This window comes from Dyadobacter sp. 676 (assembly GCF_040448675.1).
Classification (GTDB): domain Bacteria; phylum Bacteroidota; class Bacteroidia; order Cytophagales; family Spirosomataceae; genus Dyadobacter.
In genome coordinates this window covers 4,127,348-4,151,800 of sequence record NZ_CP159289.1, presented here as the reverse complement: position 1 = coordinate 4,151,800, position 24,453 = coordinate 4,127,348, and the positions used below count along the sequence as shown (strand labels likewise).

Sequence of the window (24,453 nt, the reverse complement as noted above, 5' to 3'; positions counted from 1 at the left end):
CAATTTCAAATGATCATCTACATGGCCAGAAAAGTAATATTGTACATCGCCACCAGCCTCGACGGCTACATCGCAACCCGCGACGAAGATCTTGCATTCCTTTCGCTCGTGGAGCTACCGGGAGAAGATTATGGTTACCACGATTTTATCCGGACCGTCGACACCGTCATTCTCGGGCGCAAAACCTACGACAAAGTCCTTTCGTTCGGCATCGGCTTCCCTCATGCGGACAAAGAATGCTACATCGTCACCCGTACGCAACGGACGCAGGAAGGCAATGTCCGCTTCTATACCGGAGATATCAAAACCTTGGTAACCAACCTGAAAGAAAAGGAAGGAAAAAACATTTTTGTCGACGGCGGCGCGGATGTCGTGAATACGATGATGAAGGATGATCTGATCGACGAATTTGTGGTTTCGGTTATTCCGGTATTCCTTGGCGATGGCATTCGTCTCTTTCAGGACGGCCGCCCAGAGCACAAGCTCGAACTTATGAGGTCGGAGTCTTTTGAAAAAGGGCTTGTACAACTGCGTTACAAACGTAAGCGCGGCCAATGACTCTCCGACGGGCCTGCGGGCCAGGTCCGTTATTTGTCCTTGGTTTCCTTTACAAAACCGTTTTTCAGATTCATTACAATCGAAAGTGAGCTGCTGCCAAACCCCGGCACATACTGAGCGCGGCCATAACCGATCTCAAATCGCCGGATACGCAGCCATGCGCCGAACGAAAATCCGGCTAACGCGCCGCGATTGCTCAAACGCAGCTCCTGCCGTTTCAAATGGTCATAACCCAGCAAAATACGGAAGTCGGGATGTGCCAGTATTTCCGCTCCGAGTGACAGGTGCCTGCCTAATTTCTCGACCACTCCAACCTTCCTTGGCTGCCTATTGCCATTGATATCGTAGGTATAAAAGAGGTTGGGATCATTGTAAACCATATCGAAACGGTTCAGATGATGCGCCGTGAACGACACGCGCACGGGCATATATTCGGGCTTGAATGTTACACCCATGCGGATATCCAGCGGCAGGACGGGCGTTGTCGCGCCGTTGTAATTCTGTTTTAAAAAACCGAAGTTCTTGGCTGCAAAGCCGATCGTTAAATCTTCACGCGGGTGCCGGAACGTCGCTCCCCAATCGAACGCCATTCCCCAGGTCTGGTAACTTTCGATGGAAGCGCCCACAAGCTTGGCCGTCGCACCGAGGCTGAATGCACCTAATGTATGGCCGTAACCGGCTGAAAGGCCATAATCCGCGGCACGGAACTCCCCGATCACATTGCCGACGTCGTCGGTTTCCTGCATGGTACCGTAATTCAGGTATTGCAGTCCCACGGCCCAGATGCCGCCGGTTTTGCGTATCCGGTTGGCATAACCCATATTCACAAACTTCGTGTCCGCCAGATAAGGCATCAGGTTCAGCGATACATTATCACTCTTCGTGGAATCGAGTAGTGCGGGATTTTGCAGGAACAAGACGGGATCGTTGCCTTGAATCGTAATGTGGTTGGAACCCAAAGCCGTACTCTTCGCCTGGGCGGGTAATTGCAGGAAATCAAGACGCGACCTACCGCCTGTTACCTGGCCGTACAAGGCGTTCCATGACAGGCAAAGCCATATGACCAGGAAAAGCAAACCGCAACCTGTCGACCTCATAAACATCCGATAATTTCCCGAATCATTAAAATGACGCTATATTTATAACCGTTCACCAGCAAATGTAACCATATCCCCGCATTACATGGAATCCCGACCAGCCGCTACTTCAAAAAAAGAACTTTTAGACCAAAAAAATGCCGAGGCTGAACTGGGCGGCGGTGAAAGCAGGATCCGGGCCCAACACGCAAAGGGCAAGCTAACCGCCCGCGAACGCATCGCCATCCTGCTCGACAAAGGCTCTTTCGAAGAAATAGGCCGGTTTGTAATGCATCGGAGCAAAGATTTCGGGCTCGACAAGGAGCATTACCTGGGCGATGGCGTGGTAACAGGCTACGGAAAGGTAAATGGTCGTCTGGTTTATGTTTTCGCGCAGGACTTTACGGTTTTCGGCGGTTCGCTTTCCGAAACACACGCCGAGAAGATCTGCAAGATCATGGACCTGGCGATGAAAAACGGTGCACCGGTAATTGGCCTGAACGACTCGGGTGGCGCGCGCATCCAGGAGGGCGTGCTTTCGCTGGCGGGTTATGCGGATATTTTCTATAAAAACACTCTGGCTTCCGGCGTGATACCGCAAATTTCGGCGGTAATGGGCCCGTGTGCGGGCGGAGCCGTTTATTCCCCCGCGATCACCGATTTTATTCTGATGGTCGAGAACACGAGCTATATGTTCGTGACAGGGCCTAATGTGGTTAAAACGGTGACGCACGAGGAAGTAACTTCCGAAGAACTCGGCGGAGCGATGACGCACGCGACCAAATCGGGCGTGACGCATTTTGTGTCCGCCAATGAAGTCGAATGCCTGCAATCGATCAAAAAATTGCTGAGCTACATACCACAAAACTGCGAGGACGATGCGCCCCGATATCCCTATACTCCCGGCGACGAGCTTCGCCCCGCATTGAATATGCTCATTCCCGAGAACGCAAACCAGCCTTACGACATGCGTGAGGTGATCAACGAGCTTTCCGACCCCGACAGTTTTTTTGAAGTACATGAAAATTTCGCCGAAAACATCGTCGTAGGTTTTTCTCGTATTGCCGGCCGCAGCATCGGCATTGTGGCCAACCAGCCCGCTGTGCTAGCCGGGGTGCTCGATATCCACGCAAGCCAGAAGGCGGCCCGTTTTGTGCGTTTTTGCGATTGCTTCAATATTCCGTTGCTGGTTCTGGAAGACGTCCCCGGTTTCCTTCCCGGCACCGATCAGGAATGGAATGCGATCATCACAAACGGTGCCAAACTGCTTTATGCATTCTGTGAAGCCACCGTTCCACGCATTACGGTCATTACGCGCAAGGCATACGGCGGCGCATACGATGTCATGAACTCCAAACACATCGGCGCGGATATGAACTTCGCTTGGCCTTCCGCCGAAATCGCCGTAATGGGCGCGAGCGGCGCGGCGGAGATCATCTTCAAACGCGAGATCGCCCAGGCTGAGAATCCCGCTGAAAAATTGCAGGAAAAAATAGACGAATACACCCACAAATTCGCCAACCCCTACCGCGCCGCCCACCGGGGCTATATCGATGAGGTAATCCATCCCGACCAGACCCGCCAGAAGCTCATCCGGGCCTTCGAAATGCTCGAAAACAAGGTGGATGTACTGCCTAAAAAGAAGCACGGCAACATTCCGTTGTAACGAGCACGCAGCGCGTATTGCCCGTTTTCCGCTATTTTTCTGCCGATTTCCCTGCCTTACCTCATTAATATCGGGTAATGCCCGGGAATGCTTTGGCGCATTCTGAATATTGTCATAATTTCACAAGCACTAACAATCATATTTACTTCCTAAAAGAACCTTAACGAATGAAAGAAGAAAAAGGAACAGCCGCCTCCGGGAGGCGCTCCTCCCGGAGGCGCTTTATCAAGGGCTCGCTGGCTACGTTGGCAACGTTTTCGATCGTTCCCCGCCATGTGCTGGGGAAAGGTTACCTCGCTCCGAGCGACACGCTCACCAAAGCCATCGTAGGTACCGGCTCCATGGGCCGCGGCCACATTCCCTATGCGGGCACCAAAGTGGTCGCATTGTGCGATGTCGACAAAAAGCACCTCGAAATTGCGGTTAATATGGTCGATAAGGGCGTCAAAACCTTTTCCGATTACCGTGAGCTGATCCAGCTTCCGGAAGTGGATATCGTGCACGTGGCCACACCGCCGCATTGGCACGGCATTATCGCCGCCGATGCCGCACGTGCGGGCAAGGATGTATGGTGCGAAAAACCGATGACGCGCACGATTGGCGAAGGCAAGCGCCTGGTGGAGGCCGTCCAGCAACACGGCAGGATTTTCCGCCTGAATACCTGGTTCCGCTTCGAAAGCAATTTCTACGGAATGAATACCACCGTCAAACCCATTAAGAAACTCGTTCAGAGCGGGTTGCTTGGATGGCCTTTGAAAGTGACCGTGAGCCGGCACACCGGCTTCGACTGGAAGTTTTATTGGGTAGGTAAAACAAATAATGTACCCCAGCCGGTACCGGCCGAACTCGACTATGACATGTGGCTCGGGCCCGCGCCGTACAAACCATACAGCGAACACCGCGTACACCAGACTTTCCGCGGATATTGGGATTACGACGGCGGCGGACTGGGCGATATGGGGCAACATTACATCGACCCTATCCAATATTTCCTCGGAAAAGACGACACGAGTCCTGTGAGTGTGGAAGTGGACGCCCCTCAACAGCATACCGAGGCAGTGGGCACCTGGCGCCGCATTACCTATACCTATGCCGATGGCTGCCAGATCGTGCTCGACGGCGAGGCCAAAGACGACAAGGTTGCCTACATCGAAGGCCCGAAAGGTAAGTTATACCCCAATTTCAAATCGGATATCCCGGACCTGGAAAAGAAGCTCGCCGCATTCCCCGACCCCGAGCCACAGGTTACCGACTTCGTGGACGCCGTCAGGAACCGTAAGAAATTCGCGCTGAACGAAGAAAACGGTCACCGTTCGTGTACGATCGTCAATATGGGCCTGATCGCGTTACGTTTGGGCCGTTCCCTGAAGTTCGACCCCGATAAGCAGGAATTTATCGACGACGAAGGTGCTAACCGGCTCATCAACCAGCCAATGCGCGCTCCCTGGACCATTTAAGAACCTAAAATAGCTACACTGAAAAGCCTGTTGGGCTTACAGCACCGGCATTTCCGATGAAAAAAAGACTATACCATTTCCTGGCCCTCTGCCTGGCTACCTCGCAGCTAATGGCCCAGACGGACAATCCGCTCGAAACAAAGGTGAAAGCGATTTTGTCGAAACTCCCCTCGCAGAACGAGGCGGTACTGAAGAAAAACATGGAAGAACTCGCCCAGCTCGGCAAGCCCGGACTGGTGCAGATCGCTTCCATGCTGACGCCGCCCGGAAAAGGGGACAATACCAAAATCCAGTTTGCGCTGGGTGGTTTCACCTATTACGCTTCCCAGGCCGGCAAAGAGGCATTACGCAAAGACGCCGCCGAAGCCTATGGCGAAGCATTAGCCAAAGTGAACGACCCTGATAATAAGAACTTCCTCATTTACCAGCTTCAAACGGTCGGCAAGGACGAATCGGTGGAGGTTTTGAAGGGCTATCTTAAAGACGAGAGGCTTTCACAACCTGCCGCACGGACACTATCGCGCATTGGCTCGCCCGCTGCCGGCGCGGCATTGCTGCAAGCACTAGGCAATGCCGACGGAACCGCCCGGCTTGCGATTACCGAAGCACTGGGTGATGTTCATTATAAAGAAGCCGTAGCCGCAATTGAAAAGATAGCTACCAGCTCCGAGCAGAACCTTCGCAAAGTCAGCTTGTATTCGCTTGCCGAAATAGGTGTGCCGTCGTCCGAGCCCATTCTTGCCGCCGCTGCCCAAAAAGCGGCTTACGGCTACGATGAAACCGATGCGACGGCCGTTTACCTTAAATACCTCGCACGGCTTGCCGCAAACGGCAATGCTGCCGCAGCCGAAAAAGCCGCGCTCGCATTGATCAAAAACACGCCCGACGCGAAGCAATCGGCAACCCGGTCTTCGGCGTTGAAAATTTATTCGGATATCAAAAAAAGGGAATCCGTACCGGTGCTGGTGAGCGCATTGCAAAGTACCGACCCGCAATACCGCGCGGCTGCTTTGAAACTGGGACAAAAATACCTGATGGCCGATGGTACCACCCCATGGTTGAATGCATTCAAAAAAGCGAATCCGACCGTTCAGGCCGAGATCATCACCATGCTTGGCCACGCCGAGTCGAAAGATGCATTGCCAACGGTTTTGAAGGCACTTTCTTCCAAGGATAACAAAGTAAAGATGGCGGCTATCTGGGCGGCCGGTAAAATCGGACAGGAAAGCAGCATCGCCAAGCTGATCCCTGTTTTAAAAACGGCCAATGCGGATGAAATCGCGGCGATTAAGAGCAGTTTGCTAACTGTCAAAGGCGCTTCGCTGGTGGATCAGGTAGCTACGGCGATCCCTAACGTTCCGGCACCTGCACAGGCTGCATTGATCGACGTTCTGGCGGCACGTGCGGCCAGCTCCAAACTTCCGGTCGTTTCCGCGCAATTGAAAAGCACCAGTCCGGAAGTCCGTAAATCGGCATTCAATGCGCTGAAATCGCTGGCTACGGGCAATGACCTTCCCCAATTATACGTGCTGCTCAATACAGTTACCGCTTCCGACGAGGTTTCGGCGACTCAAACAGCCATTATTGCGGCTATCAAGGAAAGCGGCGACGTAAACAGCCAAACGGAAGCTGTTTTAAAACAAATGCAAGCCTCGCCGGTCGATAAACAAGGCAATTACCTGGCAGTGCTGGCCGGTATCGGCGGCAAAAAAGCATTGACATCGGTGGTTTCGGCGTACGAGGGTGGTGATGCCGTGAAGAAAAAGTCGGCCATTGCTGCCCTTTCCGCGTGGGCGGATGCGAGCGCGGCGAAAGAACTGCTCACTATCGCCCGCAGCACTTCCGATGCCGACGATTTCAATGCCGCATTGACCGGCTACGTCTCGGCGACCTCCAGGTCGGGCAAAACGCCGGCCAACAAAGTAATCATGCTCCGGGAAGCATTGGCTATTGCGAAAACGGACGCCCAGAAAGAAGCGATTTTGAAAGAACTGGGAAGAAACAGAACCTTCAATTCGTTGCTGGTAGCCGGTAAATATCTCGACCAGGCGGGTACCCGGCAAGCAGCAGCCCAGGCGGTTATGAGCATTGCATTAGCCAATAAAAACCTGTACGGCGCCGAAATCCGCGCACTTTTGACCAAGGCCGCCCCTCTTTTGACAGGGCAGGACGCCGATTACCAGAGAGAATCGATCCGCAAGCATTTGGCAGAGATGCCCGCTGGTGAGGGTTTCGTATCGCTCTTCAACGGGAAAGACCTTACAGGGTGGAAAGGCCTGGTGCAAAATCCGATCGCCAGGGCTAAAATGAGCGCGGATTCACTGGCCTACAAGCAGAAAAAAGCGGACGAGGCTGCATTCAAAGATTGGTTTGCAAAAGACGGCGAGCTGGTCTTCTCCGGCCACGGCGACAACCTTTGCACTGTGAAGCAATACGGCGATTTTGAAATGTACGTCGACTGGAAAATCCAGAAAGACGGCGATGCCGGCATTTATCTCCGCGGTACGCCCCAGGTGCAGATCTGGGATACCGCGCGTGTAAATGTGGGCGCACAGGTAGGATCGGGCGGTTTGTACAACAACCAGAAAAACCCGAGCAAGCCCTCGAAAGTAGCCGACAATGCGATCGGAGAATGGAATACCTTCCACATTACCATGATCGGCGACCGGGTTTCGGTGGATTTGAATGGAGAGAATGTGGTAGACAATGTAGTTCTGGAAAACTACTGGGACCGCAATCTGCCTATCTTCGCGAAGGAACAGCTGGAATTACAGGCGCACGGGAACGAAATCCATTACCGCGACATTTACGTCCGCGAAATCCCGCGTCATGAATTTGTATTGCCCGAAGCCGAGCAAAAAGACGGTTTCAAAGTGCTATTCGATGGCACCAATATGTTCGAGTGGGTAGGTAACAAAACCGACTACTACATTCAAAACGGCGAGCTGGTGGTCGATCCCAGGAAAGGCGGCAAAGGCAACCTGTATACCAGGGACGAATACAGCGACTTCGACTTCCGCTTCGAGTTCCAGCTTACGCCCGGCGCAAACAACGGTTTGGGCATCCGTACACCGATGGAAGGCGACGCAGCCTACGTCGGGACCGAAATCCAGATCCTGGACAACGACGCGGAGATTTATAAGGATTTGCATGAATACCAGTACCACGGCTCGGCCTACGGTATTATACCCGCCAAAAGAGGTTTCCTTAAACCCGTCGGCGAATGGAATTACGAAGAGGTCCGCGTGCAAGGCTCCAAAATCAAGGTAACCCTGAACGGCACCGTGATCCTCGATGGCGACCTGGCCGAAGCCAGCAAAAACGGCACTGCCGATCATAAAGACCACCCGGGCCTCAAACGGACCAGCGGCCACCTCGGCTTCCTCGGACACGGTTCCGAACTCCGGTTCAGGAACATCCGCATCAAAGACCTGAGTAAAACGACACCCGAACCCGTCGAAACCGGCAAGAGAAAATCCGGAAAGAAAAAGTGAGACAAATGCCCTGCGAAATCCGCGGGGCATTTTTAATTCCGGGAAAAAAGTATAGATTTGTACTGAGATTAGTATAATTTTGCATTATTATGAAAAAGCACACACAGAAACAATACCCCGAAGCCGGTGACACTTCCGGCGCCGCTTTTGACGAGCCCCATGCAGCCTATTACGGCACGCAGCATCCGGGTATTATTTTCAAAACCCCGCTGCAACGCCCTGAAAGCCAAATGACCGGCTTTCAGAAAATAGATCTGATCCGGAAAGGAATCAGCAAGAATGATTTCGAGCGGTTTAAGGACAAGGCCGGTTTGGACTACGACCAGCTTGCAAACGCATTGTCGGTAGCACGGGCAACTCTGATCAACAAAAAGGGGAATGAAAAATTCAACCAGGCTTTGAGCGAGCGGATAGTGAGCCTGGCCGATATCTATTCTTACGGCTATGAGGTATTCGAAGATGTGGAGCGCTTCAATGACTGGGTTTTCCGGCCCAACCAGGCATTGGGAGGCCAGCGGCCTTTCGACTTTCTGGACAACCAGTTTGGCCGCGAAGAGGTCAAGAACCTCATAGGGCGCATCGATTACGGTGTCTACTCCTAACGCCGCGACCGATGATCGTATACAGAGTGGGGCGTACACGTTACGCCCGCGACCTGGACGGCGAAGGCGCACGCCTGCACGGCGGCCGCTGGAACCACCCCCTCACGCCCTGCATTTACACTTCCGAAAGCCGGGCCCTGGCTCTGCTCGAATACACGGCCAATGTGAACATTGACGACATTCCGAGAGCGCTCAGTATCACCATATTTGAGATAGACCCGGCCCACATGCTCGAACTTCCGGTGAGCGCATTGCCCGGCGACTGGAAAAACGCGCCCGCACCTGCCTCGACAAAGGATTTTGGCACGGCATTGCTCCGGAAAGCCGATTATGGCATCTTCAAAATCCCTTCCGCGATCATGGACGACGAATTCAATTACCTGCTCAATCCGCTGTTCCGCAAAGCGACGGTTTATTCTATTCAGTCGGTTCGAGATTTTATTTACGACGTCAGGCTCAAATTATAGAAAAAAATTAAAAAATGCCCCCTTGGATCACTTTGGGCAATTTTATTTAGCTTTGATATAATAATCAGAAAATCAAGATCAAGAAAAGTAAATAAGCCGAGTTTGGCTCTTGATATGAAAATGAATCCCCGTTCGTAACTGACAGATCTATTTTCAAAATCAAACTGTATGAAAACCAAACGTTTCCTGCTCGCAACACTGCTATCTTCATTCACAGCCCTATCCACTCAGGCACAACATTCGCTTACCCGGCTGTGGTCTTCCGAAGCCTCCCTTCCGGTTCCCGAATCCGTTTTATACAGCGCGTCGGGCAAAGCGCTCTATGTGGCGCAGATCGACGGCAAAGCGGGCGAAAAGGATGGCAAAGGCGGGATTGCAAAAGTAGGCCTGGACGGCAAGATCATCGCTCAAGACTGGGTTACCGGCCTGAACGCCCCCAAGGGAATGGGCATTAAAGGCGGCAAACTGTTTGTGGCCGACCTGACCGAAGTGGTGGAGATCGATATCAAATCGGGGAAAATCGACAAGAAACATGAAATCGAAGGCGCCAAATTCCTGAACGACCTTACGATCGATTCAAAAGGTACGATTTATGTTTCTGACTCCGATACCAAGAAGGTGCACGCGATCAGGGACGGCAAAGTTTCCACCTATTTTGAAGAACTTACCCGCCCCAATGGATTGCTGGCAGTCGGCAGCGACCTTTTGATCGCAGACAGCGGCAGTTTGAAAAAATTGACGCCATCCAAGCAGATAACCGTACTAGCCGAAGGTATGGATAAAAGCACCGACGGTATCGAACAGGTGAAGCCGGGCGAATACATCGTCTCGTGCTGGGCCGGAATTATTTATTATGTAAAATCAGACGGAACTACCGAAAAGCTGCTCGACACGAGCGCAGATAAAACGAATTCTGCCGATATTGGTTACGACCCTGCCAAGAAGATTGTTTACGTCCCAACCTTCATGAAAAACAATGTCGTGGCTTATCAATTAAAGTAAATATATTTATAACATCTAAATCAATAAAAAACAAGGCGTTTCATGGACATTTTTGTTGGGAGTCTTTCTTTTAAGTTAAAGGAAAGCGAGCTGCGTGAAGCTTTCGAAAAGTATGGCAAAGTGAGCTCGGCGAAAATTATCATTGACAAGATCACGCGTCAAAGCAAAGGCTTCGGGTTTGTGGAAATGCCCGATGAAGTGGAAGCCAGAACCGCCATCAACGCATTGAACGGGGCGGAAATGTACGGCAGACCGCTCGTTGTGAATGAATCCCAAAAGAGAGAACCCGGAAGCGGCGCTCCCCGGCCCGATGTGCGCAACCGCGAAGGCGGATTTAACCGACCGCCCCGGCCCGCCGGCAACGAAGCGCCTGCCAAAAGAACGCCTTATACGGAAGATAGAAATACCGGCAGAGACTATGCCCGCCAGGAACCCCTCGACGACGAGCCGGATGATGACGACGCCCCGGCCAGAACTACTGCCCCGGACCGCAGCTTTGGCGATCGTGGCGGTTTTTCCGGCGGAAATTTCCGGCACGCCGACAAGCAGCGCGACAAAGGGCATCACGACCGCGACCACAACCGGCACCAGCAAGGCGGCAAGCCCAAATTCGAGGACCGTTACAGTAAGAAAGGCGGGGGTGGGTCGAAAGATTACAGCCGCCGCATCAACGACGATGACGACGATTGGTATTGATAAGAAAAAGCCTGCAAGCGAAAAACTTGCAGGCTTTTTCTATTTCCTGAATATGAAGTAAACCGCCAGGACCAGGAAGACGAAACCGACGAAGTGGTTCCATCGAAAAGTTTCCGTTTTGAAAAAGACGAGCGTAAACACCGTGAAAATGACCAGCGTAATCACTTCCTGGATCACTTTAAGCTCCACGAGCGAAAATGGTCCGCCATTCTCCTTAAAACCAATCCTGTTGGCAGGTACCTGAAAGCAATATTCAAACAGGGCTATTCCCCAGCTGATGAGGATTATGGAGAATAGCCCCAGTTTGCTGAACCAACCCAACTCCTTGAATTTCAAATGTCCATACCACGCCATCGTCATGAAGGCGTTGGACAGGATCAGGAGGCCGATGGTGACGAAGGACTTCATGCGGCTGCTTTAACCTTGTTATCCCGGAAGAACAATACGAACAGAACGAGTACCACTGCCGCGATACCCGCAGGCACCATCCAGATGGACGTCCAGTTTTTCACATTGTCCACGGTATACATGTCCGCCACAACTCCGGAGATCCATGAACCGATACCCATACCGATGCCGTAGGTAGCGATGGAAATCAATCCCTGTGCGGAAGAACGGTATTGCTCACCGGCCTTGCTGTCAGTATAAATCTGGCCGGTTACGAAGAAAAAGTCGTAACAAACGCCATGGAGCACGATCGCCAGGTAAAGCAGCCATTCGCTGGAAGCATCGCCATAGCCGAAGCCAATGAAGCGGATGATCCAGGCGATAAGTCCGACTACCAGCATCCATTTCACTCCAAACCGTGCAAACGCCAACGGAATCAGCAGCATAAATACGACTTCGGAAGCCTGCCCCAATGACATTTTGTTTTCGACGTTGGTCATGCCCGAGTCGGTCAGCGACGGGTTGGCCATCGCATAATAGAACGAAAGCGGGATACAGATCAGCAGGGAAGAAATGAAGAAAATAGCGAACGACCGGTCTTTGAATAACTTAAATGCATCCAGACCCAAAATATCGGCGAAAGACGTGTGCGAGCTCGGTTTCGGGGGGGGTATCGGGCAAAAAGAACGAATAAACACCGAGGAACGCCGCCGAGAACATCGAGATTTTGAAGATCAGCGATGTGCCGCCGATTTCGTAATAACCGATAATATTCGTTACCACGATCCAGGCCACGGTACCCATCACACGGATCGCGGGAAAATCCTTTTCGGAATTGGTAACCTGCTGCATTGCAATGGACGTCGTGAGCGACATCGTTGGCGCGAACGTAATACAGTACAGCAATATCACCCAGAAAAATGTGTCGGGGTCCTTGATTTCCGAGAGCACATACAGAATTCCTGCACCTGCGAGGCTCAATACACCCAATACTTTTTGGGCGGCGAAATAACGGTCGGCGATCATTCCGACGAAGAAAGGCGCGATGATCATCGCAATGGAAAAGGCCGCATAGGCATTACCCACCTGGACGCCCGTTGCGCCCAGCTCGGTAAACATGTACTTGCTCATTTGACCATACCATGAGCCCCATATGAAATAGAGCAGGAACATCATGGCCATCAACTGAAAGCGGGTCGAGTTTTTCATAAACTAGGTTAGCGGTTATAGGAGATTTTAATTGGTATTAAGTTGAAAATCGGTATTACTTTCTGATGAGCTTCTGCAATTCGTTCAGTTTCAGCAGTGCTTCGATAGGCGACAATGTATTGACATCCACCAGTAACAGCTTTTCTTTCAGCTCCTCCAAACGCGGGTCCGCCGGTTCGAAGATGCTCAGCTGGAAATTATTTTTCGGGATGTCCTTCACGCGCTTCTTGTGCTCATGGGCCACGTGGTCCTTTTCGAGATGCTGCATGATTTCGCTGGCGCGCAACACGATCGGCTGCGGCATTCCGGCGATCTGCGCCACATGGATACCGAAGCTGTGGGCACTGCCGCCCGGTTTCAGTTTGCGCAGGAAAACCACCTTATTGTCGACCTCCTTTACAGCCACATTAAAGTTCTTGATCCGGGGGAAATCTTCCGCCAACTGGTTAAGCTCGTGGTAATGTGTGGCAAAAAGTGTTTTCGGCCGGCAATTGGATTGGTTATGAAGATATTCGGTAATGGCCCAGGCTATGGAAACGCCGTCGTAAGTACTCGTCCCCCGACCGATCTCGTCCATTAATACCAGGCTCTTGCTGCTCAGGTTGTTCAGGATACTGGCCGTTTCCGTCATTTCTACCATGAATGTACTTTCGCCACGGCTCAGGTTATCACTTGCCCCGACCCTTGTGAACACCTTGTCCACAATACCTACCGTCGCCGATTTCGCAGGTACAAACGACCCCATTTGTGCCATCAGGACGATCAACGCCGTTTGCCTCAGCAGTGCCGACTTTCCGGCCATATTCGGACCGGTGATAATGATAATCTGCTGACTGGAATCGTCGAGGTAAACATCATTCGGCACATAACTTTCACCGACCGGCAGTTGCTGCTCGATCACCGGATGGCGGCCTTCCTTGATGTCCAGCTCATTACCTTCGCTGATACCCGGCTTTACATATTTGTTCTTCCTCGCCGCCAATGCAAACGAACTGAGTACATCCAGCGCCGAAATCACCACCGCATTCTGCTGAATTGCCCCCACAAATTCCGCCGCTTTTTGCACAAGCTCACTGAAAATCCTGAATTCGATCGCCGAAATGCGGTCTTCGGCATTCATGATCTTTTCCTCGTACTCTTTGAGCTCGGGGGTAATATAGCGTTCCGCATTCACCAGCGTCTGTTTGCGGATCCAGTCGGCGGGTACCTTGTTCTGATGGGCGTGTGTAACTTCCAGGTAATATCCGAAAACCTTGTTATAAGCGATTTTAAGCGAGCCGATACCCGTCCGCTCGATCTCGCGGTTCTGGAGTCTGATCAGATAGTCTTTTCCTTCGTAAGAAATCGCGTGGAGTTCGTCCAGCTCGGCGTCCACGCCGCTTTTGATCATTCTGCCCTGGTTCGATAGTATGGGCGCGTCGTCGCGAAGCTCATGCTCGATTTTCTCCACCAGCGCTTCGCAGGCATCCAGCTGCCCGGCGAACTTGCCTAGAATATCGCCCGTCAGCAGTTCTTTCACCGGCGCGATCTGTTTCAGGGATTTTTTAAGCTGAACCAGTTCCCGCGGATTGATACGCCGCACCGCCACTTTGGAAATCAGACGTTCCAGATCGCCGATCTGTTTGAAATACTGGACCAACGACTCGTGCAACTCTTCATGCGCAAGGAAATAGCCGACGGCATTCAAACGCTCTTCAATCGGTGCCTTTTCTTTCAAAGGCAGCACCATCCATTTCCGCAGCTGCCGTGCCCCCATAGGCGTTACCGTGTGGTCGAGAATGTCGATCAAAGGTACACCGCCTTCCTGCTGGGGATATACGAGTTCCAGGTTCCGGACGGTAAAACGGTCGAGCCACACATATTTTTCTTCCTCCAAACGCGTAATGCGGCTGATATGCGCTACTTCCTTGTGCTCGGTTTCGCGCAGGTAATGCAAAATCACCCCTGCCGCCACAATGCCCAGCGGCAGCGTATCGATTCCATAACCCTTCAAAGTCGTGGTTTGAAAATGGCCGGTGAGCTGCTCAAAGCCGTAGTCGTAGCCAAAGCACCAGTCTTCCAGGTGAAAAGTGTGGTATTTCCCTCCGAAAAGTTCGTTAAATTCCTGCTTGTGTTTTTTGCAGTAGAGTACCTCCGCAGGCGCAAAACCCTGCAACATTTTATCAATATAGGCCGCATTGCCCTGCGAGGCCATGAATTCGCCCGTTGAAATATCCAGAAACGCTATGCCGTACATGCCTTCACCGCCAACGTGTACCGCCGCGAGGTAGTTATTCTTCCGGATATCGAGCACGTTGTCGTTGAACGACACACCGGGCGTTACCAATTCGGTTACGCCGCGCTTCACGATGCCTTTTGCTGCGGCCGGGTCTTCCAGCTGATCGCAGATCGCCACGCGCTCGCCCGCACGTACGAGTTTGGGCAGGTAGTTGTCCAGCGAATGATGTGGGAAACCAGCCAGTTCCTCATGCGCACCGCCGTTATTCCGGCGTGTAAGCACGATTCCCAGTATCTTGGATGCTTTTACGGCGTCCTCGCCGAACGTCTCATAAAAGTCGCCGACCCGGAAAAGCAGCAATGCTCCGGGGTATTTGGCTTTGATCTGATTGTATTGTTTATTAAGCGGAGTTTCTTTATGTGCCTTTGCCAATTATCAGCCTAATTTTAAGAACAGCATTTGTACAAAATTAAGCCTTCTCTCCGGTTTGGCAAGTCGGGGCAAATGATTTATACCCTCGTCAAAAGGTCCTTTCATAAAAAAGTTTAGCCTCCTTCGGCGTAACTTCCCATACGTCCCCCGGGTTAGGAAAATTATTTTTTTTATCCGCCAATGAAATTTTTCCGATAGACCACCGCACGAGCCGCAACGTCGGGAAACCCACCGCCGCGGTCATCCGCCGCACCTGCCGGTTCTTTCCTTCGTGCAATGTAACCGAGATCCACGACGTAGGGATATTTTTCCGGAAACGGACCGGCGGATTGCGTTCGGGCAAGCTGGGTTCGCCGATTTTCATTACTTCGGCGGGCAACGTCTTATATGGCTTCCCGCTAATGGAAATCGTCACGCCGCCCGAAAGCCGCCTGCAAGCTTCATCGGTTACGTCTCCCTCCACCTGCACATAATACGTGCGCGTATGCCTGTTGCGCGGTTCGAGGAGCTTTGTTTTGAGAAAATTATCGTTGGTCAGAAGCAAAAGCCCCTCGCTATCCGCGTCGAGGCGGCCTACCGGGTAGATATCTTTGGCAAATGTAAAATCGAGATCAGCCAGCGTCGGATGGTCGCCCTCTCGCGAGAATTGCGAAAGCATTCCGAAGGGCTTGTAGATGAGGAAGTATTGGAACAAAACTGACAAATGTTAAAACTGCGGAGCTACTGCTTATTTGACGAACTTGCCCAGATTTAGCGAGAAGCCGGGTAGAACATTTTCCCCGGAAAGAATTACATTGGTCGGCAGAACTTCAACTGGGGCATCCGCCCGAAAAACGTAGACCTTTTTATCAAAGCGATCGATCAACCATCCAAGTTGTGCACCATTACCTATATATTCCTTCATTTTTTCGGGCAAATAATTTAGCTCATCCGACTTGGAACGAACTTCTACCACAAAATCAGGGCAGATTGGTGCAAATTTATCCTTTCTATCCTCGGGAACACTATTCCAGCGCTCAGCTCTGATCCAAGACGCATCGGGAGACCTCACCGCCCCATTCGGCAACGTAAACCCGGTAGATGAATCGAAAACTTCGCCCAGGCCCGAGACCACGTTCCAGTTGTAAATGGCTGCCAGGATATGAGGGTGAAAACTACCCGTTAACGTTCCAGTTGGTGACATAAGTATAATATTTCCATGCGAGTCCCTTTCGAACTCTAGTGTGTCGTTGATCTGGCAGAACTGAAAGAATTCTTCATCACTCATCGGGCTAACCATCCTTAAAGTCAACTGCATTTCGGTATCCATTAATCATTGAGTTTTCGCTTCTATAAAAATAAATAAATATCGTCGCTATTGAAAGACACATCCACGCCCAACCCCCTACCCGATTTCCAACCACACCGGACAATGGTCCGAATGGACGGCGTCGTTGTACTGGCGGGCAGCGACGATGCGGTGTTTGATCGGATCGGCGACGGAAATGTAATCGATACGCCAGCCCTTGTTATTGCCCCGGGCACCGGCACGGTAGGTCCACCAGGAGTATTGGCGCAGGGTCGGGTTCATGAACCGGAATGCGTCGGTGTAGCCGCTGGCAAACCATTCGGTCATCCAGGCGCGCTCCTCGGGAAGGAAGCCCGACGACTTCTGGTTCCGTACCGGGTCGTGAATGTCGATTTCCGTGTGGGCGATATTATAGTCGCCACAGATGATCAGGTTCGGACGTTCCTTTCTCAATTCATTTACCCAAACAAAAAAATCGGCGAGGAAGCGCATTTTTACACTTTGGCGGATGTCGCCGCTGGTCCCCGACGGAAAGTAGCAGTTCAGCACCGTTATATCGCCGAAATCCGCGCGCAACACGCGGCCCTCCGAGTCATAGGCGGGGATGCCGCACCCAGCGATCACATGATCCGGTTTGATTTTCGAAAATATAGCCACGCCGCTGTAGCCTTTTTTCTCGGCGGCATGCCATCCCGCCAGCTCGTAACCGAGTGCCTGGAAGCCGGAGAGATCGACGACATCGGGCGTCGCTTTCACTTCCTGAAAACAAAGAATATCGGCGGGCGTCGTTTGAAGCCAGTCGAGCAGGCCGTTTTTCAATGCAGCGCGAATGCCGTTCAGGTTATAAGTAAGTATTTGCATAAATGAGGGTGGCCGTTCCGGGCGCTAATAAAACAGTACTTGCTTCCCGGTGTAAACTGACTCCCATTTGCCTGAGTCGCCCCGCGACATGATCCATGCCCGGTATTTTCCTTCGGGTAGCTTGGGTTTGTAAAGCCCGTACTGGTAATTGTTGCTGTAATATGTAGCTTTTCGTAAAAAATCGGAAAATGTATTCGGCACGGGTACCGCCGGGAGCACGATGTTATAGCGGGCAGATTCCAGAACGAAATAGAATGTACCTTTCGGGACATTGTCCGGCGTAGCGGAAAACTTAAAATACTTCATGTAACGGTTGTAATCGCCATTCCTGAACTGAAACTGTGCGTCGAATTCTCCCGCAAATGTCCGGTTGCTCACCCCTGTTTCCCGGATCAGCCGTTCCTGTGCCGGCATATCGTAAAACTGGTAAAAGTCGGTTATGCCATCCGATTCCAGCCCAGTTATCAGGTCGCGCATGCGTGTGGGATGGTTCCAGAACGGAATATCGGTAAAGACCTCACCCACGGTCAGGAAAGTGTTGTAATTTTTCCAGAAATAACTGTCAATCACCAGTTCATCGTGCAGTTTTCGGATTTGAGCGATTGAGAGGTAATAGCTGACGAAATTCAGGATACCGAAAGCCAGCAAAGCCGCTACGGCCAATGCATCTTTCCACTTCTTCCAGTCCTTCAAAATCACGACCAGGCAAACATAGCAGGTCGCCAGCAACACGACCCCGAAAATCATATAACGCCTCGAAAATACGGTGCCGCCATACATGACGTAGTCGGGAATGGGGCGGCTGATCACGAACATAGCCCCGGTGCCCATAGTGAACATCAATGCGCCCCATAGAAACCAGTCGGCCCAGCCGGGCTTTCGGGAGATCAACACCCTGATCACCCAAATTCCGAAGAGAAACGCGATACCCGCCCCCAGCACGACGCACGCGATCAGGTCCTTATGAAAAACCGGCACAAGCGGGTGACGAACGTCGAGGAACAATGCATTTCCCCAGAAAGCGAATACATAAATCGCATTGAAAACCGGGTGGTCCCAAACCTTTTCACCCGGCGATTGGATGAAGGTATAGTCGAACAGGAAATAGAAAAGCAGCACCGCGACCATGCCCGACATCCACCACAGCAGATTTTTGAACCGTTTCTGGAATGCCAGTATCACCATTCCGATAATCCAGGCGAGCATGCCGCTACCGCTTGTAAAGGTCGTCAGCAATGCCGCGGCAACTGCAATGCGGAAACCCTTCCGGTCTTGCCGCGCGAGGCCGTGCGCGGTTAGAAATGCAAAAAAGATCAACGGCGTATTTTGCAGTGCCGCGATTCCCCAATAGGCATTTTCAAAATAAACCAGGTTGAAAAGCAGGTAGGGAACCGGAATGAACAGGTACCAGGAAATGCGCTCTCTCCTCAAACCCTCATACAACAAATAGCCGATCCCGAACAGGAACAGGTTCCCGATGATGATCTGCGTTTTGATATTGACGGTCCCCGTGAGCACGAACATAAGCAGCATCACAATGCGTTCGAATGCGAACCTGTGTTGGTTTACCTGCTCGAAAAGCACTTTCAGCATCTCTATAAAACCGCCCGCATTGCGAAGTTTCTGTACCGTTTCGAGCAGATTGAAATCGTCGGTATATGGAATATTGACCAGGTGGGCGTCGAGCAGAAGAAAGAAATAGATTACCGGAGCCGCGATCAGCCCGACTCCCAGCCACCGGCGCCAGGCCTTTATTTTTTCAACCAAAAATGTTGCGGCAAAAAGCAGCAGCAGGACAACGACGATGCTGTAATACTCGAACAGATGAGGGTTTTCCAGAAATTGCTTCAAAACAGTGTGGCAGTTTGAGATGCGACCGGGCGTGGAGTCTACCGCGCCCCGGTGATCATCTGGCTGGTTATTTCCTTTTCAAACGTGATATAGCCGGGATAATTGACCTGTTTTCCGGCAATATCCAACGTCGGCCTTACTTTCACAACGAATTTCGAAGGTTTCGCGTCCGACTTGCCTGTCAGCGCCAGGATCATATTTACAAACTGATCCCGCGTCTGATCGTTCGAAATCAATTGATACGCATTCGTTTGCAAGCTCACCGGCACGCGTGTTGGCGTGGTGCCCGGCAGGACTTCTATCAGCTGACTTAAATAGCCGTTAAAAATCTCATTTTCAGAAAGCAACACTTTATATTCAAGCTGGTTGATAGCCGCCCGCTTGCGGGTTGGGTTGGTAATATCGACGTTCACGCGTAGGTTCAGCGGGACATTCTTTCTTAACAGGCCCATTGCCAGTCCGGGATATTTGGCCAAGTCAAAATCGCTGAAACTTCTGAGATTCCGGAACTCGCGGACATCGATGCCCGCCAGATAGACGCTGTCCACCGACGCGATGTTGTATTTACAATCCCCGAAAGCCTTCGCCTCCGAAACCTGGCGGCTCACGCCACAACCCGACATTACAGCCGTAACCAGCACGATTACGGCCATCCAAATGTGTTTTTTCATTACAATATATTTTACGCAAGTTAAACAGTAAGTATCAGAACGCATACCCGCGGCATGGATTATTAGTTTAAGGTGTTATTTTTTTGCGTGCTTTCAGCCAAGCCTCTACATTTGCAGACTCTAATTTTCACCCAATCAACACGAATATGGCCAGCTGGTATTTAGGAAAAATTCGGTATCAAAAAGAAGATGAAGCAGGAAGGTTGAAAACGATCAATGAGACGTATCTGGTGGACGCCGTTTCGTACACCGAGTCGGAGGCACGGCTCTACAAGCAGATCGTCACCGATGCCAGCGATTTCAGCGTTACCGCCATTTCAAGAATGCGCCTCGCCGACCTCTTTTCTTACGAAGAAGGCGAACAGTGGTTCAAGGCGAAGGTGATTTACTTTTCTGTGGACGAGAAAAGCGGAAAAGAGAAGAAAATCGTGAACTACATGCTGGTGAATGCAGAAGGTATCCAGCAAGCCCTCGACCGGATCAACGAAAGCATGCGCAATTTCCTGATCCCCTACGAAGTGACCGACATTACCCTTACCCCGATCCTCGACGTGTTCCCTTATTCAGCGGAAGAGGATCTGGAGCCCGAAATCCCCGCAAATATGCGCCCGTTGGCCGAGGTAATGGCTGAACGCGTGCAAGCTGAGGGGATACAAACCGAAAATGTACCTGCTGAAAGTGCTTGACAGAATGTCATCCCTGAGTGCAGTCGAGGCGCTCGGTGTCACGTTTACCCTTCGACTGCCCTCAGGGTGACATTCCCCGCCTCAGGGTGACATTCGCGCTTCAGAGCTAACATTTTCCGCCCGGACTGACATTTTCCCACGCCAGGCCGACGTTTAAAAAATCAATCGTTAACCTTCACTACCGCGTACCCTTTGGTATTTGCCATGTAAGGATCTTTCCCGAAATTTTTCAGTTTCAATACCAGATCCTTCGAATCGATCTCCGAAAGCAGCAGATCGGAAGGCAGCAGGTTCATGTAATCGAATGAAACCGGCAGGCTGACGGCACTTTCAACAAATTCGAGGCCATAAAGCGGGTACACGCTGAATGACGTTTTCGTGAGCCAGATTTTCTCTTTGTTGCCCGAAGTAGCATAGGTAAGGTCGTATTCCGTCGCGGTGAGGCCAAATTCCTCGCGTTTGTTTTCTGTCGGGACGCAATAGGTCTTGAAATCGTCCTGCTGCTGTTTTTTCGTATCCGCGTCGGGTTTGAATTCTTTAACCACTTCATTGACGCGTACTTTTTTGCCATCCTCGTCCGTTCCGCAGAAAATGTATTTTCCGTCGGGAAAACCGATCACGAAATCAAATGCCTTGCCGCCCTGGCCGAAACTCGTTTCCTTCACAAAACACATCGCGCCCGTAACCGGGTCCAGATGCACTTTCAGCGTTCCGGCGGTTTTGTCGGCCTTGTTCTGGTAGTCGAACACCAGCGCGTGGCTGAAATAGTACTGACCTTTGTCGGGCTTCCAGAGCAATGCGCGCTGCTTGTCGGCCGGTATCTTTTTAGGGGCTTGCGCCAATGCGGGCAGAACAACGCCCAACAGGCAAACCGAAAGGGTTAAAATGGAGAGATAACGTTTCATTTGGCAGTTCTTTAAAATGAATGCAAGCTAGAAATAGCACATCGAAAAACCATACCACCGCTCCGATTTCCGTCCTGCCATGTCACGATCGGGAGCCTGAAACAACCCTTTTGCAAGCATTTCCGCCGAACATCGTAAATTGCGGCGCATTTGCCATATCTACATGAGTCTTTCGTTCCAGCAAAAAACCATTACGCTCGCACCCGGCCGCCGCATTTACTTTTCGTCGGACTTTCACCTGGGAGTCCCCACCGCCTCTGCCAGTCGCGAGCGCGAGAAACGCATTGTAAGCTGGCTAGAATCGATCCGGCACGATGCGCAGACGATTTTCCTGGTAGGCGATATTTTTGACTTCTGGTTTGAATACAACCGTGCCATTCCAAAAGGCTTTGTGCGTTTGCTGGGCAAGCTGGCCGAATTGGCCGACGAAGGTATCGAGCTAGTCGTCTTCACCGGCAACCACGACATGTGGATGTCGGGCTACCTGACCGAAGAGCTCGGCGCACCGATTTACCGGAACCCTGTAAGTTTTTCGATCAGGGCCGGGTCCGGCGAGAAGAAGCTGCTCGTAGGTCATGGCGATGGCCTCGGCCCGGGAGACCATACCTATAAGTTTCTGAAAAAGGTATTTGAAAACAGCTTTTTCCAGTGGCTGTTCCGCGTGGTGCATCCGGATGTGGGCATGTGGATTGCTTCCGAATGGTCGAGACGCAGCCGTTTGGCCAATGTGAACAAAGGCGAAGAGCGCTTTCTCGGTGCGGATAACGAGTGGCTGTTTCAATACTGCCGGGAAGTCGAAGCCTCGCAGCATCACGACTTTTACGTTTTCGGGCACCGGCATCTGGTACTGGATATGCAGGTCAACGCACAGTCGCGCTATATCAACCTGGGCGAGTGGGTCACCCAGCAGCATTATGCCGCGTTCGACGGCAATGATCTGCAATTGAAGAGATTCGGACCGGCGATCGGTTAGTCCCCCCCCGTTTTCTCGCAGCCTCCGTTTCGCCTGGACTCGGCGTGATGAAGTCCTGCTTGGTAATATTTTCGCGCGGGGTCGCATTCAGTTCTTTGCTCCAATCCTTTTGCTTCAAATCCCCGTTTTTAACAGACTTGATAAATTTCGCCCAAGCAAACGGGTTCAGGAACGGGAAGCTCGTCGCAAAACCTTTATTAGCCGCCGATTCGCGTCCGAACATCAGCTGATCCATCGAATATCGGTAGTTGGTCTGCGCATTGTTGGGCATCTGAGCCGCCAGCCGGTTGATGTAATCCGGATCGGTACTTTTCGCCAAAGCATCCCGGTCGGCCTGATCGGGCAGTTTCAATGCAAGGAAAGCCTTTTTAAATTCTTCCTCGGTGGAATATGGGTAAATGGTGACGCCGGAAAGGGTTACCACATCTTCGCGTAATGCAACAATCGCCGAATAGAGTTCAGAATTATAGTTTCTCGGTACAACGTGGTACTGCTTCTTGTAACCCACATAGCTGAACACGATGCTATCACCCGGAAAAACCGGGATCGTGAAAGAACCGTCGCTTTTCGCTAGCGTCCCCCGGCCGGCGTTTACGATAAAAATGGTGGCGCCCGGCAAACGCTCGGTTGTTTTACCTCCCACCACCACGCCGGAGAAGATAATGGCCTTCTGTTCACCCTGAGCAAATGCTTCCCGCCCGCACAACATTCCCGCAAGCACCAGGAAAAATATTAAAAAACTCCGTTTCATTCCTTCCAGATTACGCCCCGGAACAACCGCCCGGTAGCTTAGATTAGCACGATGATAAATTTCCCTTCAAATAGTGTCTGCCGCAAGCTTGTAAAAATTCCGTTCCTTATTTTACAAACGCCCCGAGTAACCGGTCATTGCCCTGCATTTTATACAAAGCCGTTTCACTCAGGAAAATAACTTTAAAAATGTCACAATAAATGGTGCCGAGAGCAATAGTCCGTCGAAACGGTCGAGAAAGCCGCCATGGCCGGGAATACTGCTTCCCGAGTCTTTGATAGCGATACTCCTCTTGAACAACGACTCCACCAGATCTCCGTAAGTGCCTACCACCACGATAATGGCGCCGATGCAATACCATTTCCACGGCTCGAAGGTACGGAAATAATGCCCCAGCGCAAATGCGATAATCCCGGCGAACACCGCGCTGCCCATCGAGCCTTCCCAGGACTTCTTGGGTGAAATGCGTTCGAACAACTTCCTTTTGCCAAACTTCGTACCGGCAAAATACCCGCCTATATCCGATGCCCAAAGCAGCAACAGGCTCCCCAGTACGATTTCGTAGTTGTAACGCCCGCCGCGCAGGGCCATCACGATGATCAGTGCGAACGGCAACGCCACGTAAATAATACCCAGGAATGTAAACCCGATGTTCGTAAAGGGTTTCAGGTCGTTCTTTTTGTAGAGTTTGATAAAAAAGATCATCGACAGCAACGGGCTGATAATGAAGTAATTTTCAAACGGTACAATGTCCTGCTCAATCAAATACGCAAGAAGTATCATGACTGTGCCACAGAACGTGCCATAATAGGTAAGCGGCTGGTTGCCGTCGAGGCCGAGCAGTTTATAAAATTCAAGCTGCGTAAGGGAGCTGATGGCGCAGAAAAGCAGTAAAAACGACCATTCGCTGTATAAAATGCAACCGATAATGACAATTACGCCTGCAAGTCCGGTAATAGTCCTTTGTTGTAAATTACTCAGATTGTTTAAACGCTTCTTCATTCGTCAGTATGGTTTGGGCCTTTTCCAGATCGGCCGCGGGCACGTGGACTTCAAAGTTTCCGAAGATCGGGTAACTGGTGTCCTGCTTGTTCACGATCACCGCCGCGATTCCGTTCTGTTCCAAAATTTCGCGGGCTATTTCCGCCCGGATGGCCTGTCCGCTCTGGTAGGCTCTCGCCCAATTCTCCTCCATTATTTTTG

22 protein-coding genes and 1 pseudogene are annotated in these 24,453 nt (G+C 51.5%); 10 read left to right on the top strand and 13 right to left on the bottom strand.

Annotated elements, in window-relative coordinates; translation table 11 throughout:
- The first annotated feature begins 21 nt into the window (after nucleotides 1-21).
- Complete coding sequence (locus ABV298_RS18535) at nucleotides 22-558, top strand: dihydrofolate reductase family protein (RefSeq protein WP_353717670.1); 537 nt, start codon at nucleotides 22-24, stop codon at nucleotides 556-558.
- 29 nt (nucleotides 559-587) lie between these two features.
- Here the strand turns inward: ABV298_RS18535 and porQ are convergent, their stop codons facing one another.
- Entirely contained in the window at nucleotides 588-1,655 is a 1,068-nt protein-coding gene (gene porQ / locus ABV298_RS18530) for a type IX secretion system protein PorQ (RefSeq protein ID WP_353717669.1), read from the bottom strand.
- Nucleotides 1,656-1,740: 85 nt separating this feature from the next.
- Between porQ and ABV298_RS18525 the strand changes: the two genes are divergently transcribed.
- From ABV298_RS18525 to ABV298_RS18495, 7 genes are all read left to right on the top strand, one after another.
- Nucleotides 1,741-3,300 (top strand): acyl-CoA carboxylase subunit beta, encoded by a 1,560-nt coding sequence (locus ABV298_RS18525; protein ID WP_353717668.1) that lies wholly within the window; start codon nucleotides 1,741-1,743, stop codon nucleotides 3,298-3,300.
- Nucleotides 3,301-3,467: 167 nt separating this feature from the next.
- Nucleotides 3,468-4,757, top strand: coding sequence for a Gfo/Idh/MocA family oxidoreductase (locus tag ABV298_RS18520; protein ID WP_353717667.1), 1,290 nt, complete (start codon nucleotides 3,468-3,470; stop codon nucleotides 4,755-4,757).
- 56 nt (nucleotides 4,758-4,813) lie between these two features.
- Nucleotides 4,814-8,251: a DUF1080 domain-containing protein gene (locus ABV298_RS18515; RefSeq protein ID WP_353717666.1), complete on the top strand. Its 3,438-nt coding sequence runs from the start codon at nucleotides 4,814-4,816 to the stop codon at nucleotides 8,249-8,251.
- A gap of 89 nt (nucleotides 8,252-8,340) precedes the next feature.
- Nucleotides 8,341-8,853, top strand: a complete 513-nt coding sequence (locus ABV298_RS18510) for an antitoxin Xre/MbcA/ParS toxin-binding domain-containing protein (RefSeq protein WP_353717665.1) — start codon at nucleotides 8,341-8,343, stop codon at nucleotides 8,851-8,853.
- Nucleotides 8,854-8,864: 11 nt separating this feature from the next.
- Nucleotides 8,865-9,320, top strand: coding sequence for an RES domain-containing protein (locus tag ABV298_RS18505; protein ID WP_353717664.1), 456 nt, complete (start codon nucleotides 8,865-8,867; stop codon nucleotides 9,318-9,320).
- A 168-nt stretch (nucleotides 9,321-9,488) separates the two neighbouring features.
- Nucleotides 9,489-10,322, top strand: coding sequence for an ATP/GTP-binding protein (locus ABV298_RS18500; protein WP_353717663.1), 834 nt, complete (start codon nucleotides 9,489-9,491; stop codon nucleotides 10,320-10,322).
- A gap of 42 nt (nucleotides 10,323-10,364) precedes the next feature.
- Complete coding sequence (locus ABV298_RS18495) at nucleotides 10,365-11,018, top strand: RNA-binding protein (RefSeq protein WP_353717662.1); 654 nt, start codon at nucleotides 10,365-10,367, stop codon at nucleotides 11,016-11,018.
- 39 nt (nucleotides 11,019-11,057) lie between these two features.
- On the opposite strand, the gene ABV298_RS18490 is transcribed toward ABV298_RS18495, so the two are convergent.
- The 8 genes and pseudogenes from ABV298_RS18490 to ABV298_RS18455 all read right to left on the bottom strand — a co-directional run bounded on the left by ABV298_RS18490 (nucleotide 11,058) and on the right by ABV298_RS18455 (nucleotide 19,935).
- Nucleotides 11,058-11,426, bottom strand: a complete 369-nt coding sequence (locus tag ABV298_RS18490; RefSeq protein ID WP_353717661.1) for a DMT family protein — start codon at nucleotides 11,424-11,426, stop codon at nucleotides 11,058-11,060.
- Nucleotides 11,423-12,614 (bottom strand): annotated as a pseudogene (locus ABV298_RS18485) (nucleoside permease). The gene ABV298_RS18490 and the pseudogene ABV298_RS18485 overlap by 4 nt, the downstream one beginning before the upstream one ends.
- Nucleotides 12,615-12,669: 55 nt before the next feature.
- The gene (gene mutS / locus ABV298_RS18480) at nucleotides 12,670-15,264 is read right to left on the bottom strand and encodes a DNA mismatch repair protein MutS (RefSeq protein ID WP_353717660.1); all 2,595 of its coding nucleotides are present in this window, start codon (nucleotides 15,262-15,264) and stop codon (nucleotides 12,670-12,672) included.
- 88 nt (nucleotides 15,265-15,352) lie between these two features.
- Entirely contained in the window at nucleotides 15,353-15,958 is a 606-nt protein-coding gene (locus ABV298_RS18475; RefSeq protein ID WP_353717659.1) for a pseudouridine synthase, read from the bottom strand.
- 33 nt (nucleotides 15,959-15,991) lie between these two features.
- The gene (locus ABV298_RS18470) at nucleotides 15,992-16,573 is read right to left on the bottom strand and encodes a Uma2 family endonuclease (RefSeq protein ID WP_353717658.1); all 582 of its coding nucleotides are present in this window, start codon (nucleotides 16,571-16,573) and stop codon (nucleotides 15,992-15,994) included.
- A gap of 75 nt (nucleotides 16,574-16,648) precedes the next feature.
- A complete protein-coding gene (locus ABV298_RS18465; RefSeq protein WP_353717657.1) occupies nucleotides 16,649-17,413 on the bottom strand; it encodes an exodeoxyribonuclease III in 765 nt (254 codons plus the stop codon).
- Between the two features lie 24 nt (nucleotides 17,414-17,437).
- The gene (locus ABV298_RS18460; RefSeq protein WP_353717656.1) at nucleotides 17,438-19,264 is read right to left on the bottom strand and encodes a hypothetical protein; all 1,827 of its coding nucleotides are present in this window, start codon (nucleotides 19,262-19,264) and stop codon (nucleotides 17,438-17,440) included.
- A gap of 38 nt (nucleotides 19,265-19,302) precedes the next feature.
- Nucleotides 19,303-19,935 (bottom strand): hypothetical protein, encoded by a 633-nt coding sequence (locus ABV298_RS18455; RefSeq protein WP_353717655.1) that lies wholly within the window; start codon nucleotides 19,933-19,935, stop codon nucleotides 19,303-19,305.
- Nucleotides 19,936-20,081: 146 nt separating this feature from the next.
- On the opposite strand from ABV298_RS18455, the gene ABV298_RS18450 reads away from it, so the two are divergent.
- The gene (locus ABV298_RS18450; RefSeq protein ID WP_353717654.1) at nucleotides 20,082-20,621 is read left to right on the top strand and encodes a DUF4494 domain-containing protein; all 540 of its coding nucleotides are present in this window, start codon (nucleotides 20,082-20,084) and stop codon (nucleotides 20,619-20,621) included.
- A gap of 161 nt (nucleotides 20,622-20,782) precedes the next feature.
- On the opposite strand, the gene ABV298_RS18445 is transcribed toward ABV298_RS18450, so the two are convergent.
- On the bottom strand, nucleotides 20,783-21,526 hold the full coding sequence (locus tag ABV298_RS18445; RefSeq protein ID WP_353717653.1) for a hypothetical protein: 744 nt from the start codon (nucleotides 21,524-21,526) through the stop codon (nucleotides 20,783-20,785).
- 163 nt (nucleotides 21,527-21,689) lie between these two features.
- Between ABV298_RS18445 and ABV298_RS18440 the strand changes: the two genes are divergently transcribed.
- Nucleotides 21,690-22,499 (top strand): UDP-2,3-diacylglucosamine diphosphatase, encoded by an 810-nt coding sequence (locus ABV298_RS18440; protein ID WP_353717652.1) that lies wholly within the window; start codon nucleotides 21,690-21,692, stop codon nucleotides 22,497-22,499.
- On the opposite strand, the gene ABV298_RS18435 is transcribed toward ABV298_RS18440, so the two are convergent.
- The 3 genes from ABV298_RS18435 to ABV298_RS18425 form a co-directional block, all read right to left on the bottom strand.
- A complete protein-coding gene (locus tag ABV298_RS18435) occupies nucleotides 22,426-23,250 on the bottom strand; it encodes a carboxypeptidase-like regulatory domain-containing protein (protein WP_353717651.1) in 825 nt (274 codons plus the stop codon). The genes ABV298_RS18440 and ABV298_RS18435 overlap by 74 nt on opposite strands.
- A 168-nt stretch (nucleotides 23,251-23,418) precedes the next feature.
- Nucleotides 23,419-24,252, bottom strand: a complete 834-nt coding sequence (locus tag ABV298_RS18430; RefSeq protein ID WP_353717650.1) for a phosphatidate cytidylyltransferase — start codon at nucleotides 24,250-24,252, stop codon at nucleotides 23,419-23,421.
- Nucleotides 24,224-24,445: a DUF2007 domain-containing protein gene (locus ABV298_RS18425; RefSeq protein WP_353717649.1), complete on the bottom strand. Its 222-nt coding sequence runs from the start codon at nucleotides 24,443-24,445 to the stop codon at nucleotides 24,224-24,226. Before ABV298_RS18425 ends, ABV298_RS18430 begins: the two co-directional genes overlap by 29 nt.
- Between the last annotated feature and the right edge of the window lie 8 nt (nucleotides 24,446-24,453).